We start from the raw sequence: 13,698 nt of genomic DNA on the forward strand, positions 1-13,698 counted from the left end.
GGATCAGTCCTTCAGCATCCGCGCATGGACGTCAGAGAGACGGGCCAAGAGCGGCGCGATTTTGGCGCTCTTGTTGGCGACTTTGGCGGCGTCTGCACGGGCAATCGCGCTCAGGATCGACGCGGAACCAACTGACATCGGGGTCGGTGCGATAGGCTGCTGCGGGGCGTGCAGAGGCACAACATTTGACGACGGATCAAGCGCGCCAAAGAGGTCGCCGATCGCGGCGGTCTCATCGCGCTTGCTCTGCTCGATCTCTTTCTTAGACGTCTTTTTCGCGGGCTTCGCATGCTCGGATGCATCCGCCACTGGCTTTGCCACGGGGGCCTCGATCACAGAGGTTGACACAGGGGCAACAACGGGACCTTCGGCCTCGGCAGTTGCTTCGCTGCCGATGCTGACAACATGCTTAATGCCTTGTTCCCGCAGCAATTTCTGCGCTTCTTTGATCGACAGGCCATCACCGTGCAAAAGCTGTTTCAGCCCCGCAATCAGCTGGATGTCTTGGGGGCGATAGTAGCGGCGACCGCCCGCACGTTTCACGGGCTTGATCTGGGAAAACTTGCTTTCCCAGAACCGCAGGACATGCGCGGGCGTGTCTAAAAGCTCTGACACCTCGCTGATGGTGCGAAAGGCGTCATGCGACTTCTTCATCGGAAATTAGCCTTTGTTGCCAGCCGCAATGCGGTCTTTCATCAAGTGGCTCGGACGGAAGGTCAGCACACGACGCGGAGAGATCGGCACTTCTTCACCCGTTTTGGGGTTACGACCAACGCGAGCCGCTTTTTCGCGGACCGAGAAGGTGCCAAACGAACTGATTTTCACGGTCTCATTCTGGACCAATGCGTCGGAAATATGGGTCAGCACGCTTTCGACCAGATCGGCGCTATCGTTGCGCGACAGGCCCACTTCAGCGTGGACAGCTTCAGCCAAATCCATACGTGTCAGTGTTTTTTCAGACATCTCATCCCCCTGAGGTTTTCAGAAGCTTAGGCAGAGCGCAATTTAGGAGTCAATAACAACGACTTGCAGATCGCAGTTTCAGCGGCTCTTTACCACCGTACGACGACTGAACCCCAAGCGAGTCCGCCGCCGATGGCTTCGGTCACGACCAGATCGCCTTGTTTGATCTGCCCATTGGCCACGCCAACCGACAGAGCGAGAGGAATCGAGGCGGCCGACGTGTTGCCGTGGTCCTGAACGGTCACTACAACGCGGTCCATGCCAACGCCCAGCTTTTTCGCGGTCGATTGGATGATACGGATGTTCGCCTGATGCGGCACAACCCAATCCACGTCGTCAGAGCCGAGGCCGACCTTGTCCAAGGCGGTATGCGCGGTCTGAGCGAGTTTTTCGACGGCATGGCGGAAGACTTCTTTGCCTTCCATGCGCAGAACGCCTGTCGATTGGGTCGACACGCCACCATCCACATAGAGAAGGTCACGATAGCTGCCGTCAGAATTCAAATCAGTCGAAAGGATGCCACGATCATCGGTCGAACCTGTGCCCTCTTGGGCCTCAAGGATCAGCGCGCCAGCACCGTCGCCAAACAGGACGCAGGTGCCGCGGTCTTGCCAGTCCATGATACGGCTAAATGTTTCTGCACCGATCACCAGAACGCGTTTTGCAGAGCCAGCCTGAATCAGCGCGTTCGCATTGGTCAGGGCAAAGACAAAGCCCGCGCAGACCGCTTGAAGGTCAAAGGCAAAGCCACGGGTGTTACCGATATTGTGCTGAACCATCGTCGCGGCCGACGGAAAGGTCAGATCAGCGGTCGAGGTCGCTAGAACAATAGCATCGATGTCGTTGCCCGTCAGACCAGCGTTTTCCAGCGCGGCTTTGGCGGCATTGGTGGCTAGGTCGGATGTTGTCTGGCCTTCGGCGGCAAAATGACGGCGTTCGATGCCAGAGCGCGAGACGATCCAATCACTGGACGTGTCGAGTTTGTCTTCGAAGTAGCTGTTGGGGACAACGTTCTCGGGCAGGTAGTGCCCGACACCTTTTACAACAGCACGTATCGTCATTTAGTTTTGCTCGCCTTCTTGGCCGGAGGTCGGGACCGGCTCACCCTCGTGGAGGATATCTTGGGGGAGGGTGGCCGCAGATGCAACCCGTGCCGCGAGTTTGTCGGCAAATCGGTTCTGACCCAGCGTGTAGGCCAGTTTAAATGCGGCTGCGTTGCCTTTGGCATCTGCGCCACCGTGGCTTTTGACCACAGTGCCGTTCAGGCCGAGGAAAACGCCACCGTTCACATTGCGCGGGTCGATCTTTTTCTTCAAACGGCTCAGCGATGTGTAGGCAAAGGCTGCGGCCAATTTGGACCAGATCGAATAGGTGAACGATTCTTTCAGGGCGTCTGAAATCAGGCGGGCTGTGCCTTCGCCGGTTTTCAGCGCGACGTTGCCGGTAAAGCCATCGGTCACGATCACATCAACGCGGTCAGATGGCAGATCGCCACCTTCAACAAAACCGATGTATTCGAATTCGCCTTTTTCAGCGGCGGCGCCGATCAGTTCATGCGCGACCTTCAGTTCGGCACGACCCTTATGTTCTTCGGTTCCGACGTTCAGCAGACCAACGCGGGGACGGGTCAGGCCCATACCGTTACGGGCATAAGAGGTGCCCATCAGCGCGTAGGTCAATAGGTCGTCTTCATCGGCCCGAATGTCGGCACCCGCATCGAGCATCACATTGAACCCGTTGGGGTTCCGCGAAGGCCAGAGGCAAGCGATGGCCGGGCGGTTCACACCTTCGGCCTTGCGTAGACGCAACATCGACAATGCCATCAGCGCGCCAGTGTTGCCGCAAGACACGGCCGCATCGGCCTCGCCACTGCGCACCGCGTCAACGGTGGCAAGCATAGAGGTGCCTTTGGAGTTACGCAGAACCTGTGCGGGTTTGTCATCCATGGTCACGGCCCGCTCCGCATGGCGGATGGTGACACGTTTAGACAGGCGACGCTTTTCAACGAGCGGCGCAAGCACGGCTTCATCACCGTGAAGAATGACTTTGGCGAGCGGTTCTTCTTCGAAGAAATACGCAAGGCCCGCAACAACAGCTGCAGGCCCTTTATCGCCACCCATGGCGTCGATTGACAGCACTACGGATTTCGAGGCGGTTTTGGACGTATCCATCCCGTCAATTCCCCACCCGTAATGGCAAGCCCTTAGGCTGCGTCTTCGTCCAGATCGACGTCGTTCGCTTGAGCGATGACTTCGCGGTCAGCGTACGAGCCACAGGACGGGCATACGTGGTGCGGACGGCGCAGTTCGCCACAGGACGGGCATTCGTTCGGGTTTGCTGCAACCAGAGCGTCGTGTGCACGGCGCATGTTGCGGCGCGATTTGGAGACTTTGTTCTGCTGAACGGCCATGTCTCTACCTATTATCTAAGGGGCACAGGGCCCGTTGTTTCGTTATCTCGGTGAAGTTCGTGGGCGTCATAGATGATATGGCGCGGCCTGTCGACCCTCGTTCGAAAGAGGTCGCGAACATACTGCGAATCCGCAAATGTTCAACCCCATTTGATGTGGGGGCTTATGCGCCAGATTCGTCCTTCTTTTCAAGCGCATCTTTTAGCGAAGATAGACCTGCGAACGGACGGGTGTCTTCGTCGCGCATCGGGGCCACGCCTGGCTCTGTGAAAATCGCTTCGCCCAGCTCTGCGCCATCGGCCCGCGGGAAGTCGGGCAGGGCGAGCGCGAGCGCTTCGGTCATGACATCAACGAGGTTCAGCGTCGTTGGAAGTTCCTCAACTGTGTCGTCTTCGGGCATCTCTACTTCACCGATCAGCGGATCTTCGATGTCGCTGAGGTAGGTGCGCTTGATCTTCTGGTCGATCCGTGTGGTCACAGGTTCGAGAGTGATCACGCAATCCTGAACAACTGTCGCACCCAGATCAGCGAACAAAACCCAGTCATGTTTTCCCTCAGCGCGGATCAAACCATTGAACCGCAGCTTGCGAATGGCAGGGATTCCTAGGCTTTCGGCGATTTCCGCACGCTGCGCTGCATCGGGTTCAATCGCAAAAGTCGTATCGGCGCGATTGGGAAGATCGGCGAACCGTAATGTGGTCTTAGAGGTCTCCATGGCGCTTCAATCCTTGAACATTGGGTCTGTGGTGATGTAAGCGGATTAAAAGGCTCGGGCAGGCGATACAAGGGGGCAGCTATGTTCAAATCAGGTCGCATCATCCGCAAAGGTGTTTTCGTGGTCGCAACAATGGCTGCGGTCGCCGGTCTGTCGGGCTGTGTTGAGCGGGTCGCCAACCACGGCTTTGCGCCGAAGGCAGAGGCCATCGCCACGGTCACCCTTGGCAGCGACACCCGCGAATCTGTCATTGAAAAGCTGGGCCGCCCGACGATGGGTGGTGTGCTAGAGGATGGCGGGCTTTATTATGTGTCTTATCAGATGCGCCACTACGGTGCGATGCCCCCCAAAGAGATCGACCGCACTGTCGTCGCTGTGACCTTTGATGCAGGCGGCATTGCGCGCAACATCGAAACCTTTGGCCTTGCCGACGGTCAGGTGGTGTCTCTGTCGCGCCGTGTGACCGACGATAACCTGCGCGACAATGTGTTCCTGCGTCAGTTGCTTGGCTCTATCGGTCGCTTCAACGCCGCTGATATCTTTGGCTCTGATTAAAATCGCTTTGCGGCGTTGCCGTTCAGGATCAATATACCTGTTACATCCCGCGCCTATGGTGGCGGGAGCATGAGTGCAGAGGGTGATCCCATGCGGGTGATGTTGCGTAAGGGACGCTATGCGGCCCGATTGGCAGAAACTGATCAAGACCTAAAGGCAGCGCAACGCCTGCGCTATGCCTGTTTCATTGCAGACGGTGGGCAAGACGACGGGATCGAGGCGGATGATTTTGATGCCCGCTGCCAGCACATGCTCGTTGAGGATACGCGCTCAGGCGATCTCGTCTGCTGTTTTCGCCTTATGCCGCTCTCTGGTGGCGCAGAAATCGGTCAGAGCTATTCCGCGCAATATTATGAACTTTCCGCGCTAAAGGCCTTTGACGGGCCGATGGTCGAGATGGGGCGGTTCTGTATCCACCCTGATCACAAAGATCCCGACATCCTGCGTGTCGCTTGGGGTGCCATGACCCGATTTGTCGATGACAATGGTGTTGAGATGCTGTTCGGCTGTTCGTCCTTCTGGGGCACCGAAGCCGAAACCTATCTGGATGCCTTTGACATGCTAGCCGAAAAGCACCTTGCGCCAATACGCTGGTTGCCCAAAGTCAAAGCGCCCAAGGTGATCCGTTTCGCCGCTGAACGTCTACGCAGGCCCCTTGACCGCAAGAGGGCGATGCTGGGAATGCCGCCCTTGCTCAAGACCTATCTGCTGATGGGCGGTTGGGTGAGCGATCATGCTGTGGTTGATAATGACCTGAATACGCTGCATGTTTTCACGGGCCTCGAGATCCGCGCGATCCCGCCTGCACGGGCAAAGGCACTGCGGATGGTGGCGGGGTAAGGGGGCTTTGCCCCCTGCACCCCCGGGATATTTAAGGCACAAAGGCAGGGGCGATGGACCTAGGCGTGATGCGTCATTATATCGGGGCTAAGTCGAGCCAAGGAGAGCCCCATGCATCGCGTTACAATCGGAAATCTAGAAGTTGCCAATGATCTGCCGTTTGCGCTGATCGCGGGGCCGTGCCAGCTCGAGAGCCTTGATCACGCACGTATGTTGGCGGAAAAAATCGCTGAGGCGTGTGCGGCGACGGGCACGGGGTTCGTGTTCAAGGGGTCCTACGATAAGGCGAACCGTTCGTCGCTGGGTGGTAAGCGCGGGATTGGCGCAGAGGCTGGCCTGACGATCCTTTCGAAAATCCGCGAAGAGTTCGGCTGCCCCGTGATCACTGATGTGCACGAGACACACCATTGCGCGATGGCGGCCGAGTTTGTCGATATCCTGCAAATCCCAGCGTTCCTTTGCCGTCAGACCGACCTTTTGTTGGCTGCGGGCGAGACGGGCAAGGCCATCAACGTCAAGAAGGGGCAGTTCCTTGCGCCTTGGGATATGAAGAACGTCGCGGCCAAGATTGAGAGTACGGGTAACACCAACATCATGCTCTGTGAGCGTGGCACGTCGTTTGGTTACAATACACTTGTCAGCGATTTCCGTGGTCTGCCGACGATGGCTGAAACGGGTTATCCGGTGGTCTTTGATGCGACCCACTCGGTGCAGCAACCGGGCGGCAATGGTAATTCCTCGGGCGGTGATCGTCGCATGGTGCCGCCTCTTGCACGTGCTGCGGTTGCTGTTGGCTGTGCGGCTTTGTTCATCGAAACCCACGAAGACCCTGACAATGCGCCCTCTGATGGCCCAAACATGGTGCCGATTGAGCAGTTGCAGGGGCTTTTGGCACAGCTTCGGGCTCTGGACACTGTGATGAAGGGCTAAGGCCTGAAAGTAAAAAAGCCCGCCGATTGGCGGGCTTTTGTTTTCCGTTCGATCCGATCAATCGAGGAAGGCTTTTTCCACCACGTAATGTTGTGGGTTGGAATTCGCGCCCTCAACCAGTCCATACCCTTCGAGCATGTCTTTGATCTCGAGGTTGAAGGCGAGGTTGCCACAGACCATCGCGCGGTCGTCGTTCGGGTTGATCTGCGGCACGCCGAGATCCGCAAACGCTTCGCCCTTGCGCATCAGGTCAGTGATGCGGCCCATTTTTGGGCTCTCTTCGCGGGTGGTGGTCGGGTAGTATTTGATCTTCTTCCAGAAGCCTTCACCGATCACCTCGTTCAACAATTCGTCGGTTTTCAGGCTTTCGATCAAATCGCGACCATAGGTCAGTTCGCCGACTTCGCGGCAGGTGTGGGTGATGATGACTTCATCGTAGTCTTGGTAGGTTTGCGGTTCACGCAAGAGCGACGCGAACGGCGCAAAGCCCGTACCAGTCGCAAAGAACCAAATCCGTTTGCCGGGCAGCAGCGCATCATGCACCAGAGTGCCGACCGGTTTCGGACGCAAGATCACCTCATCACCGACTTCGATGTGTTGAAGTTTCGAGGTCAGCGGGCCGTCTTGAACCTTGATCGAGTAGAACTCCAGCTCTTCGTCCCAAGAAGGCGAGGCGATGGAGTACGCGCGCAACAGCGGCTTTTGTTTGCCCGTTGCGGGATCAGGATCACCCATGAGGCCGATCATCACAAACTCGCCCGAGCGGAACCGCATCGACGCAGGACGGGTGCAGCGGAACGAAAACAGGCGGTCGGTATAGTGCTTAACCTCAGTGACGACTTGAGCGTCAGGCAGGTGTGGCTTTGCAGCGGCTTCTTTCACAGGGGCGTCTTTCACGAGTGTCGGTTCGGTCATATATGTCATATGGGCGGCTTAAAGCCCAATCCATCATTAAACTTTGATCTGTGTCAGGAAAGGGCAAATCAGCCCCGCATGCGCGCCTGATAATCGTTTGCTTGCCAATTTGCACGTGTCAGCCACAGGTTTTCAGGCTGACGTGCGGCCAATTCGTCACTGATCGCGACTTCGTCAAAGCCCGAACGGCGGGCCATGGCGTATTGTTCGCAGATCACGTGACCTTGGGCGCGGAGGCGACCTTTGAACCCGAGGCGGCGCAGTTGTGCCGCAAGGGTGAACCCGCGACCGTCTGCAAAGGACGGGAATTCGACCGCGATAACCGAGGCGGAGAGCGCCTTGGGCAGATCGGCAGGGTTGGTGTTCGACGGGATCAGGATTGCGGTTTCACCTGCGGCTTCACCCAATGCGATGAACGGTGCGTTGTGGTCATCGGCCGCAAAGCCAGTATCGGTGACGATTACAGTCATGTCAGTCTCCTTAGGCGGCTTGGCCGTTGCGCACGACCTTGCCATCTACGATGTGGATGCCACATTCGGTTTTGTTCGAGTTGCGCCAGCGACCAGCGCGTGGATCTTCGCCTTCTTTAACAGGGCTGGTGCAGGGGGCACATCCGATGGACGGATAGCCTTGGGCGACCAGCGGGTGACGCGGTAGACGGTTCTCGGTCATATAGTCCTGAAGATCGTTCACATCCCAATGGCAGAGCGGGTTGATCTTGATCCGGTGGTCGTCCTCGTTCTCAAAGAACTCGAGCGCAGAACGTGTCGTGCCCTGATACCGTTTCCGACCAGTGATCCATGCGTCATAGCCTTTGAGCGCGTCTTGCAACGGCTGGGTTTTGCGTAGGTTACAGCAGGCGTCAGTGTTGAACTGATGCAGTGTGCCATCGGGGTCTTCAATCCGTTTTGCCTTGTCCGCCGCACGAATGATCTGAAGGTTTTTCAGGTTCAACCGTTCGGTCAGCTCCTGCTGATAAGCCAGTGTTTCAGCAAACAGCATTTCGGTATCGATAAACAAGACGGGTGTCGTGTTATCGATGACGGACACGAGGTGCAAAAGCACGACGGACTCGGCCCCAAAGGACGACACCATCGCCGTTTTGCCGACCTGAGCATCCTTTAGCGCATGTTCGAGAACCGCAGTCGCACTGTGGTGTTTGTAGCGGGCATTCAAAGCGTCAACCCGTTGTTGGACGGGTTCACTCAGCGGCATGAGCTGCGGCCTCCTCGTAGAGTGCGGCTTTGAACGGCTCTAGACCAAGACGTTTATATGCGTCGAGGAACGTCTCGGCAGGCGTTTGGCGAAGGGCGAGGTAAGCCATCACGATCCGTTCAATTGCATTGGTAATGTCCTCAGCCGCAAATCCTGGGCCCGTTTTATCACCGATGACCGCGTCTTGGGTCCCGTCACCGCCTAGCGTGATCTGGTAGTTTTCAATCCCAGCGCGATCGAGGCCCAGAATGCCGATGTGACCAACGTGGTGGTGACCACAGGCGTTGATGCAGCCCGAGATTTTGATCTTGAGCGGACCAATATCGTGTTCCAGCTTCAGATCGTCAAAGCGCTGCGCGATCTCTTGTGCGATTGGGATCGACCGAGCCGTCGCGAGGGCGCAATAGTCCATACCGGGGCAAGCGATGATGTCAGAGATCAGGCCAACGTTGGCGGTCGCCAGATCAGCCACCTTCAGCGCGTCATAGATTGCGGGCAGATCGGCCTTGTGAACGTGTGGCAGAACAACGTTTTGTTCGTGGCTAATGCGCAGTTCGTCGTGACCATAAGCCTCGGCAAGGTTTGCCATAGCGCGCATCTGATCAGCGGTCGCATCACCCGGAGTTGCCCCATGCTTTTTCACCGAAATAGTGACGATGGCATAGTCGTCTGCCTTGTGATCGCTCAGGTTCGTATCGACCCATGACCGGAACGCAGGGTCCGTCGCGTAGCGTGCATCGAACACATCTTTAGATTTAGTTTCGTACACAGGCTCACGAAAAAATTGTTCGATTTCTGCAAGAATTTCCTGATCAACGCCTGTAAATCCTGCCCGAATTTGTTCGAAACGTTCATCCGTAAGTTGAGAGAACTCTTCCAGACCGTTCTCGAACACGGTGATTTTGATCCGTGCTTTATACTTGTTGTCGCGACGACCTAGAAGGTTCCAGACGGACACGACGGCCTCAACGTAGGGCAGTAGGTCTTCTTTGGGCAGGAAGTCACGAATGACCTTGCCGATCATCGGGGTGCGGCCCAAGCCACCTCCAACGATGATCTGATAGCCGATCTCGCCTGCAGCATTACGGACGATCCGAATACCGATATCATGCGCTTTGGTCACGGCGCGGTCTTGTTCGCCGCCAGAGACCGCGATCTTGAACTTGCGCGGCAGGAACTGGAACTCTGGGTGGTCAGTGGACCACTGACGCAGCAGTTCGGCCACAGGACGCGGGTCCGCAACCTCATCGGCGGCAGCGCCAGCAAAGTGGTCGGCGGTCACGTTGCGGATCGTGTTGCCCGAGGTTTGCAGTGCGTGCATTTCCACATCGGCCAATGCCTCGAGGATATCAGGCACGTCCTGCAGCTTCGGCCAGTTGAATTGGATGTTCTGACGGGTGGTGAAGTGGCCGTAGCCCTTGTCCCACTTTTCCGCAATCATCGCGAGTTGGCGCATTTGACGGCTGTTGAGCGTGCCATAGGGGATCGCAACGCGCAGCATATAGGCGTGCAGTTGCAAATACAGACCATTCATCAGGCGGAGTGGACGGAATTCGTCTTCGGTCAATTGCCCTTTGATACGGCGTTCCACCTGATCGCGGAATTGCTCAACGCGAGAGCGGACAAAGGCTTCGTCAAAGTCATTATACTTATACATTAGTTCAGCTCCACCTGTTTGCCGTGGGCATAGTTCGACGGGCCACGGGTGCGGAATTCTTCGCGGAAATGGGTCGGTTCGGGGCCGTTCGGACCAGCCTTCGCATCAGCAAGGTACGGACCAACGACGACGTGTGCTTGGCCATTGGCAAAGAGAATGCGGATGTCAGCGTGAGCCTCATCCTCAATTAACTCGGCCTCTGACATTGATTTCGACCAACGGTCGTCTGCGGTCAGCCAGACAGCATCCCCATCGAGGAGAAGGTTTGCGGTAATCACTTTTGGGGTAAAGCGGCGGCTCATTGTGCGGCCTCCTTTTGTGGTGAAGAACGGGCGACCTGAACCGCATGGCGCGGCGCAAGTCCATAAAAGGTGAGGGCAGGGCCAGTGAGGCCAGAGGTCGACATGGTCGGCTCTAGCTCGGCCAAGGTTGTGGCGATCACGCGACTTTCAGGACGAGAAACGTTTTCGATGATGGTGACGGGCGTGTCTGCTGATGCGCCGTGCATCAACAGGCGACCCTGAACAAAACGCGCGGCGCGTTTGCCCATGTAGATCGCGGCGACTTCGCCATCGCGGGCTAAACCACGCCAGTCCTGCTCGGCAAAGCCCTTCATGTCGTGACCTGTCAGCAGACGAACCGATCCGTTGCGACCGCGTTTCGTCAGGCTCTGCCCAATTTGGGCAACAGCAGCAGAGGCCGCAGTGATGCCAGGCACGATACGGTAGCTGATCCCAGCCGCCTCAATCGCTTCGATTTCTTCGTCCAAGCGGCCAAAGACAGTCGGATCGCCCGATTTCAGGCGTACAACATGGTGGCCGTCTTTCGCGTGCTCGACGATCAGACCGTTGATGTCGTCCTGAGAGGTCGAAACGCCGAAACCCTCTTTGCCCACATCGACCATGATCGCTTCACGGCGGGCCAGTTCGAGGATTTCAGGTGCAACCAGACGGTCGTAGATCACGACATCAGCCTCATCCAGCGCCTTGCGAGCCTTGAGCGTCAGCAATTCTGGATCACCCGGACCTGCGCCAACGAGGTCAACATGACCTTCGAGGGACTTTGCCATCACATGACGATCTAGCGTAGCCTCAAGCGCCGATTGCGCACCAGCCTCACCGTCTGTCTCAACAGCCTTGGGGCCGGTGTTGAAATAGTAATCCGCCCAGAAATCGCGGCGCTTGCGGCCCATCGGCAATATGTCCACCGCATGACGGAACGCTTTACCCACCCGTGCCAAAAGGCCGAGGTTGGATGGCAAGCGTGCCTCTAGGTCTGCCTTGATCGCGCGCGCCAGAACAGGGGCCGCGCCCTCGGTGCCAATCGCAATCGTTACAGGATCACGGTCCACAATTGCAGGCGTGATAAAGTCCGACCCATGTAAATCGTCCACGATATTCACGATCGCACCTTCGCTGCGGGCAATGCGTGCGACACGGGCGTCTTCGACGGCATCTTCGTTCGCCGCGTAAACCAACCGTGCGCAGAGTGTATCACCATGATCGAATGCCCGCTGAACCAGCGACAGGCGACCCTCAGCCGCCATGCGCAGAAGATCAGGATGCGGTGCATCTGTGAAAACGGTGATCTTACCCTCAGTCTTGAGCAAGAGACGCAATTTCGCCAGTGCCGCCTCGCCACCCCCCGTCAGGACGATGCGGCGGTGTGTGACCGATAGAAAGATTGGAAAGTGCTGCATGGGACGCTCCGGTTTCTATCCGGATATATAGAATAATATCCCCCTTTTTGCCTATTGCGTCCGATGAATAAGGACGTATGTTCCCCCTATGCGTACAGTGGTGACGTTTGTTCCAATCCAGCGAGGAATACAGAATGGCGTTTCGGTTAGACGATATGGATCGGAAAATCCTCAAGGAGCTTCAGGCCGACGCAGCGCAGTCGCTCGACGATATTGCCCGCAATGTGGGGTCCTCAAAGACGCCTGTTTGGAATCGTATCCGCAAGATGAAAGAGGCCAATATCATTGGTCGTCAGACGGTGTTTCTGGATGCAGAGGCTCTTGGGTTCGAGGCTTGTTTCTTTGTCCTGATCCGTACGAGCGAACACGAGGCCGATTGGCAGCGCAAATTCCTCTCCGCGTTGCAGGCCCGTCCCGAGGTTCAAGAGGCGCACCGCCTTGCCGGGGACATCGACTACATCCTTAAGGTCCGCGTGAAAAACGCCCGCGCTTATGACGAATTCTATCAGGCTCTGATTTCAGAGGTACGCATCCACAACGTGACTGCGCTGTTGTCTATGGAAGAGATCAAGTCGACGCTTGAGCTGCCGTTGTAACCATCAACCGATCCAAACCGTGGAAATGATAGAGATCCGCGTAGGTCGCGGACTCTGTCATCCTTAGGTCAGGGCAGCGGGTGAATAGCGCATCGAGGGCGAGATGAACCTCCATCCGTGCGAGTGGTGCACCGACGCAGAAATGGATGCCGCCGCCAAAGCTGGCGTTCACGGGGCCGTTGCGATCAGGATCGAACGTGTTGGGGTCGGGGTAGGCCGCAGGATCACGGTTCGCGCTTGCCAACAGACACCCCACTTCATCCCCGCGTTTAAAGTCATGACCAAAAATCGTCACGTCCTCATAGACCGAACGCATGAACATATGGAGCGGTGGGTCGAAGCGCAGGATTTCTTCGGCAGTTGCGGGCGTCAAATCAGGTTTGTCATTTTCAATCAAGGCCTTGATGCCATTTCCTAGCGTGTGAACCGTGGCTTCATGCCCAGCGTTCAGCAGCACCATGACGGTCGCAATCAATTCGTCCGAGGTCAGCTTTTCCCCTTCGGCCTCAGCCGCGATGAGGTCGGACAAGAGGTCGGATTTAGGGGCCTTCCGTCGAGCCGCAATATAGTCGGTCAGGAAGGCGCGGAATTCGAGCGTCGCAGCGACGGCGGCCGCTTCAATCGCGGGAGTGCGGCGTGCCTGATACATCGCGACCATATCGTTTGACCAGCGCAACAAGTCAGAGGCGCGATCCTCTGGCACGCCGAGCAATCGGCAGATCACGATCACAGGAATTGGCCGCGCAAAGGCGTCGATAATGTCAAACGGTCCCTCAGGGAACTGATCAATCAGATCGTTCGCCAGTTCACTGATCATCGGCCCCAAGGACGCAATCCCGCGCGACGTAAACGCTCGTATGACCAGTGCTCTCAGCTTTGTATGTCGTGGCGGTTCCAATTCCAGCATTGAATGCGCTTCGACGTCATAGAAGGGGCGCAGGTGGTCAGGAACGGCACGCGCGAATTCGGCGGGTGCCTCGCGCCCAAACCGTCGGTCCTTTAGGATTGTCGTCACGGCCTTGTGGGATGTGGCGCAAACTGTGTTGTAGTCGGACCAATAGACCAAATCACCGGCCTCACGCATCCGATCATAAAGCGGATAAGGGTTTTGGACAAAATCGGGATCAGTCGGGGATTGGTCGAAACGTTGCATAGCGCAACTTTGACGATCCTCTCTGGTCAAGACAAGCGGGATTTTCTACT

The 13,698-nt window shown here is 57.0% G+C and carries 17 protein-coding genes; 4 read left to right on the plus strand and 13 right to left on the minus strand.

The features are described from left to right. Positions 1–3: 3 nt before the first annotated feature. The 6 genes from BSK21_RS05445 to BSK21_RS05470 form a co-directional block, all read right to left on the minus strand. Positions 4–654 carry a MerR family transcriptional regulator gene (locus BSK21_RS05445; protein WP_067548795.1) on the minus strand — a complete coding sequence of 217 codons (651 nt, stop codon included), beginning with the start codon at positions 652–654 and terminating at the stop codon, positions 4–6. A gap of 6 nt (positions 655–660) precedes the next feature. Next, positions 661–963, minus strand: coding sequence for an integration host factor subunit alpha (ihfA, locus tag BSK21_RS05450; protein WP_067548792.1), 303 nt, complete (start codon positions 961–963; stop codon positions 661–663). A gap of 89 nt (positions 964–1,052) precedes the next feature. After that, the gene (locus BSK21_RS05455; RefSeq protein ID WP_067548789.1) at positions 1,053–2,024 is read right to left on the minus strand and encodes a beta-ketoacyl-ACP synthase III; all 972 of its coding nucleotides are present in this window, start codon (positions 2,022–2,024) and stop codon (positions 1,053–1,055) included. Next, positions 2,025–3,134 carry a phosphate acyltransferase PlsX gene (gene plsX / locus BSK21_RS05460; protein ID WP_067548786.1) on the minus strand — a complete coding sequence of 370 codons (1,110 nt, stop codon included), beginning with the start codon at positions 3,132–3,134 and terminating at the stop codon, positions 2,025–2,027. It lies immediately after the preceding gene. Positions 3,135–3,166: 32 nt separating this feature from the next. After that, positions 3,167–3,373, minus strand: coding sequence for a 50S ribosomal protein L32 (rpmF, locus tag BSK21_RS05465; RefSeq protein WP_067548783.1), 207 nt, complete (start codon positions 3,371–3,373; stop codon positions 3,167–3,169). A gap of 163 nt (positions 3,374–3,536) precedes the next feature. Then, positions 3,537–4,088 (minus strand): DUF177 domain-containing protein, encoded by a 552-nt coding sequence (locus tag BSK21_RS05470; protein WP_067548780.1) that lies wholly within the window; start codon positions 4,086–4,088, stop codon positions 3,537–3,539. A gap of 81 nt (positions 4,089–4,169) precedes the next feature. On the opposite strand from BSK21_RS05470, the gene BSK21_RS05475 reads away from it, so the two are divergent. From BSK21_RS05475 to kdsA, 3 genes are all read left to right on the plus strand, one after another. After that, on the plus strand, positions 4,170–4,643 hold the full coding sequence (locus BSK21_RS05475) for an outer membrane protein assembly factor BamE (RefSeq protein WP_067548777.1): 474 nt from the start codon (positions 4,170–4,172) through the stop codon (positions 4,641–4,643). Positions 4,644–4,733: 90 nt separating this feature from the next. Continuing rightward, on the plus strand, positions 4,734–5,483 hold the full coding sequence (locus BSK21_RS05480) for a GNAT family N-acetyltransferase (protein WP_082959401.1): 750 nt from the start codon (positions 4,734–4,736) through the stop codon (positions 5,481–5,483). A gap of 111 nt (positions 5,484–5,594) precedes the next feature. Further along, positions 5,595–6,413, plus strand: a complete 819-nt coding sequence (gene kdsA, locus BSK21_RS05485; RefSeq protein WP_067548772.1) for a 3-deoxy-8-phosphooctulonate synthase — start codon at positions 5,595–5,597, stop codon at positions 6,411–6,413. 57 nt (positions 6,414–6,470) lie between these two features. Here kdsA and BSK21_RS05490 read toward each other — a convergent pair whose 3' ends face one another. The 6 genes from BSK21_RS05490 to cysG all read right to left on the minus strand — a co-directional run bounded on the left by BSK21_RS05490 (position 6,471) and on the right by cysG (position 11,899). Further along, positions 6,471–7,328 (minus strand): ferredoxin--NADP reductase, encoded by an 858-nt coding sequence (locus BSK21_RS05490; protein WP_067549699.1) that lies wholly within the window; start codon positions 7,326–7,328, stop codon positions 6,471–6,473. 68 nt (positions 7,329–7,396) lie between these two features. Then, entirely contained in the window at positions 7,397–7,798 is a 402-nt protein-coding gene (locus tag BSK21_RS05495) for a DUF934 domain-containing protein (protein WP_067548770.1), read from the minus strand. A gap of 10 nt (positions 7,799–7,808) precedes the next feature. Next, a complete protein-coding gene (locus tag BSK21_RS05500; protein WP_067548767.1) occupies positions 7,809–8,543 on the minus strand; it encodes a phosphoadenylyl-sulfate reductase in 735 nt (244 codons plus the stop codon). After that, on the minus strand, positions 8,530–10,200 hold the full coding sequence (locus BSK21_RS05505; protein WP_067548764.1) for a nitrite/sulfite reductase: 1,671 nt from the start codon (positions 10,198–10,200) through the stop codon (positions 8,530–8,532). The genes BSK21_RS05500 and BSK21_RS05505 overlap by 14 nt, the downstream gene beginning before the upstream one ends. Next, positions 10,200–10,502 (minus strand): DUF2849 domain-containing protein, encoded by a 303-nt coding sequence (locus BSK21_RS05510; protein ID WP_067548761.1) that lies wholly within the window; start codon positions 10,500–10,502, stop codon positions 10,200–10,202. Before BSK21_RS05510 ends, BSK21_RS05505 begins: the two co-directional genes overlap by 1 nt. Next, the gene (gene cysG, locus BSK21_RS05515; protein WP_067548759.1) at positions 10,499–11,899 is read right to left on the minus strand and encodes a siroheme synthase CysG; all 1,401 of its coding nucleotides are present in this window, start codon (positions 11,897–11,899) and stop codon (positions 10,499–10,501) included. Before cysG ends, BSK21_RS05510 begins: the two co-directional genes overlap by 4 nt. Before the next feature lie 134 nt (positions 11,900–12,033). Between cysG and BSK21_RS05520 the strand changes: the two genes are divergently transcribed. Next, entirely contained in the window at positions 12,034–12,495 is a 462-nt protein-coding gene (locus tag BSK21_RS05520) for an Lrp/AsnC family transcriptional regulator (RefSeq protein ID WP_067548756.1), read from the plus strand. Here BSK21_RS05520 and BSK21_RS05525 read toward each other — a convergent pair. After that, on the minus strand, positions 12,467–13,648 hold the full coding sequence (locus BSK21_RS05525; protein ID WP_067548753.1) for a cytochrome P450: 1,182 nt from the start codon (positions 13,646–13,648) through the stop codon (positions 12,467–12,469). The two genes, BSK21_RS05520 and BSK21_RS05525, sit on opposite strands and share 29 nt — an antisense overlap. Positions 13,649–13,698: the final 50 nt, after the last annotated feature.

The sequence above is a fragment of the Marivivens sp. JLT3646 genome (genome assembly GCF_001908835.1).
GTDB lineage: Bacteria > Pseudomonadota > Alphaproteobacteria > Rhodobacterales > Rhodobacteraceae > Marivivens > Marivivens geojensis.

Bases quoted from the DNA above. Each gene is read 5' to 3' on its own strand.
- BSK21_RS05470 (WP_067548780.1), bottom strand. From the start codon at position 4,088: ATGGAGACCTCTAAGACCACATTACGGTTCGCCGATCTTCCCAATCGC.
- BSK21_RS05510 (WP_067548761.1), bottom strand. From the start codon at position 10,502: ATGAGCCGCCGCTTTACCCCAAAAGTGATTACCGCAAACCTTCTCCTC.
- BSK21_RS05490 (WP_067549699.1), bottom strand. From the start codon at position 7,328: ATGACCGAACCGACACTCGTGAAAGACGCCCCTGTGAAAGAAGCCGCT.
- BSK21_RS05455 (WP_067548789.1), bottom strand. From the start codon at position 2,024: ATGACGATACGTGCTGTTGTAAAAGGTGTCGGGCACTACCTGCCCGAG.
- ihfA (WP_067548792.1), bottom strand. From the start codon at position 963: ATGTCTGAAAAAACACTGACACGTATGGATTTGGCTGAAGCTGTCCAC.
- BSK21_RS05525 (WP_067548753.1), bottom strand. From the start codon at position 13,648: ATGCAACGTTTCGACCAATCCCCGACTGATCCCGATTTTGTCCAAAAC.
- kdsA (WP_067548772.1), top strand. From the start codon at position 5,595: ATGCATCGCGTTACAATCGGAAATCTAGAAGTTGCCAATGATCTGCCG.
- BSK21_RS05480 (WP_082959401.1), top strand. From the start codon at position 4,734: ATGCGGGTGATGTTGCGTAAGGGACGCTATGCGGCCCGATTGGCAGAA.
- cysG (WP_067548759.1), bottom strand. From the start codon at position 11,899: ATGCAGCACTTTCCAATCTTTCTATCGGTCACACACCGCCGCATCGTC.
- plsX (WP_067548786.1), bottom strand. From the start codon at position 3,134: ATGGATACGTCCAAAACCGCCTCGAAATCCGTAGTGCTGTCAATCGAC.
- BSK21_RS05475 (WP_067548777.1), top strand. From the start codon at position 4,170: ATGTTCAAATCAGGTCGCATCATCCGCAAAGGTGTTTTCGTGGTCGCA.
- BSK21_RS05520 (WP_067548756.1), top strand. From the start codon at position 12,034: ATGGCGTTTCGGTTAGACGATATGGATCGGAAAATCCTCAAGGAGCTT.
- BSK21_RS05505 (WP_067548764.1), bottom strand. From the start codon at position 10,200: ATGTATAAGTATAATGACTTTGACGAAGCCTTTGTCCGCTCTCGCGTT.
- rpmF (WP_067548783.1), bottom strand. From the start codon at position 3,373: ATGGCCGTTCAGCAGAACAAAGTCTCCAAATCGCGCCGCAACATGCGC.
- BSK21_RS05495 (WP_067548770.1), bottom strand. From the start codon at position 7,798: ATGACTGTAATCGTCACCGATACTGGCTTTGCGGCCGATGACCACAAC.
- BSK21_RS05500 (WP_067548767.1), bottom strand. From the start codon at position 8,543: ATGCCGCTGAGTGAACCCGTCCAACAACGGGTTGACGCTTTGAATGCC.
- BSK21_RS05445 (WP_067548795.1), bottom strand. From the start codon at position 654: ATGAAGAAGTCGCATGACGCCTTTCGCACCATCAGCGAGGTGTCAGAG.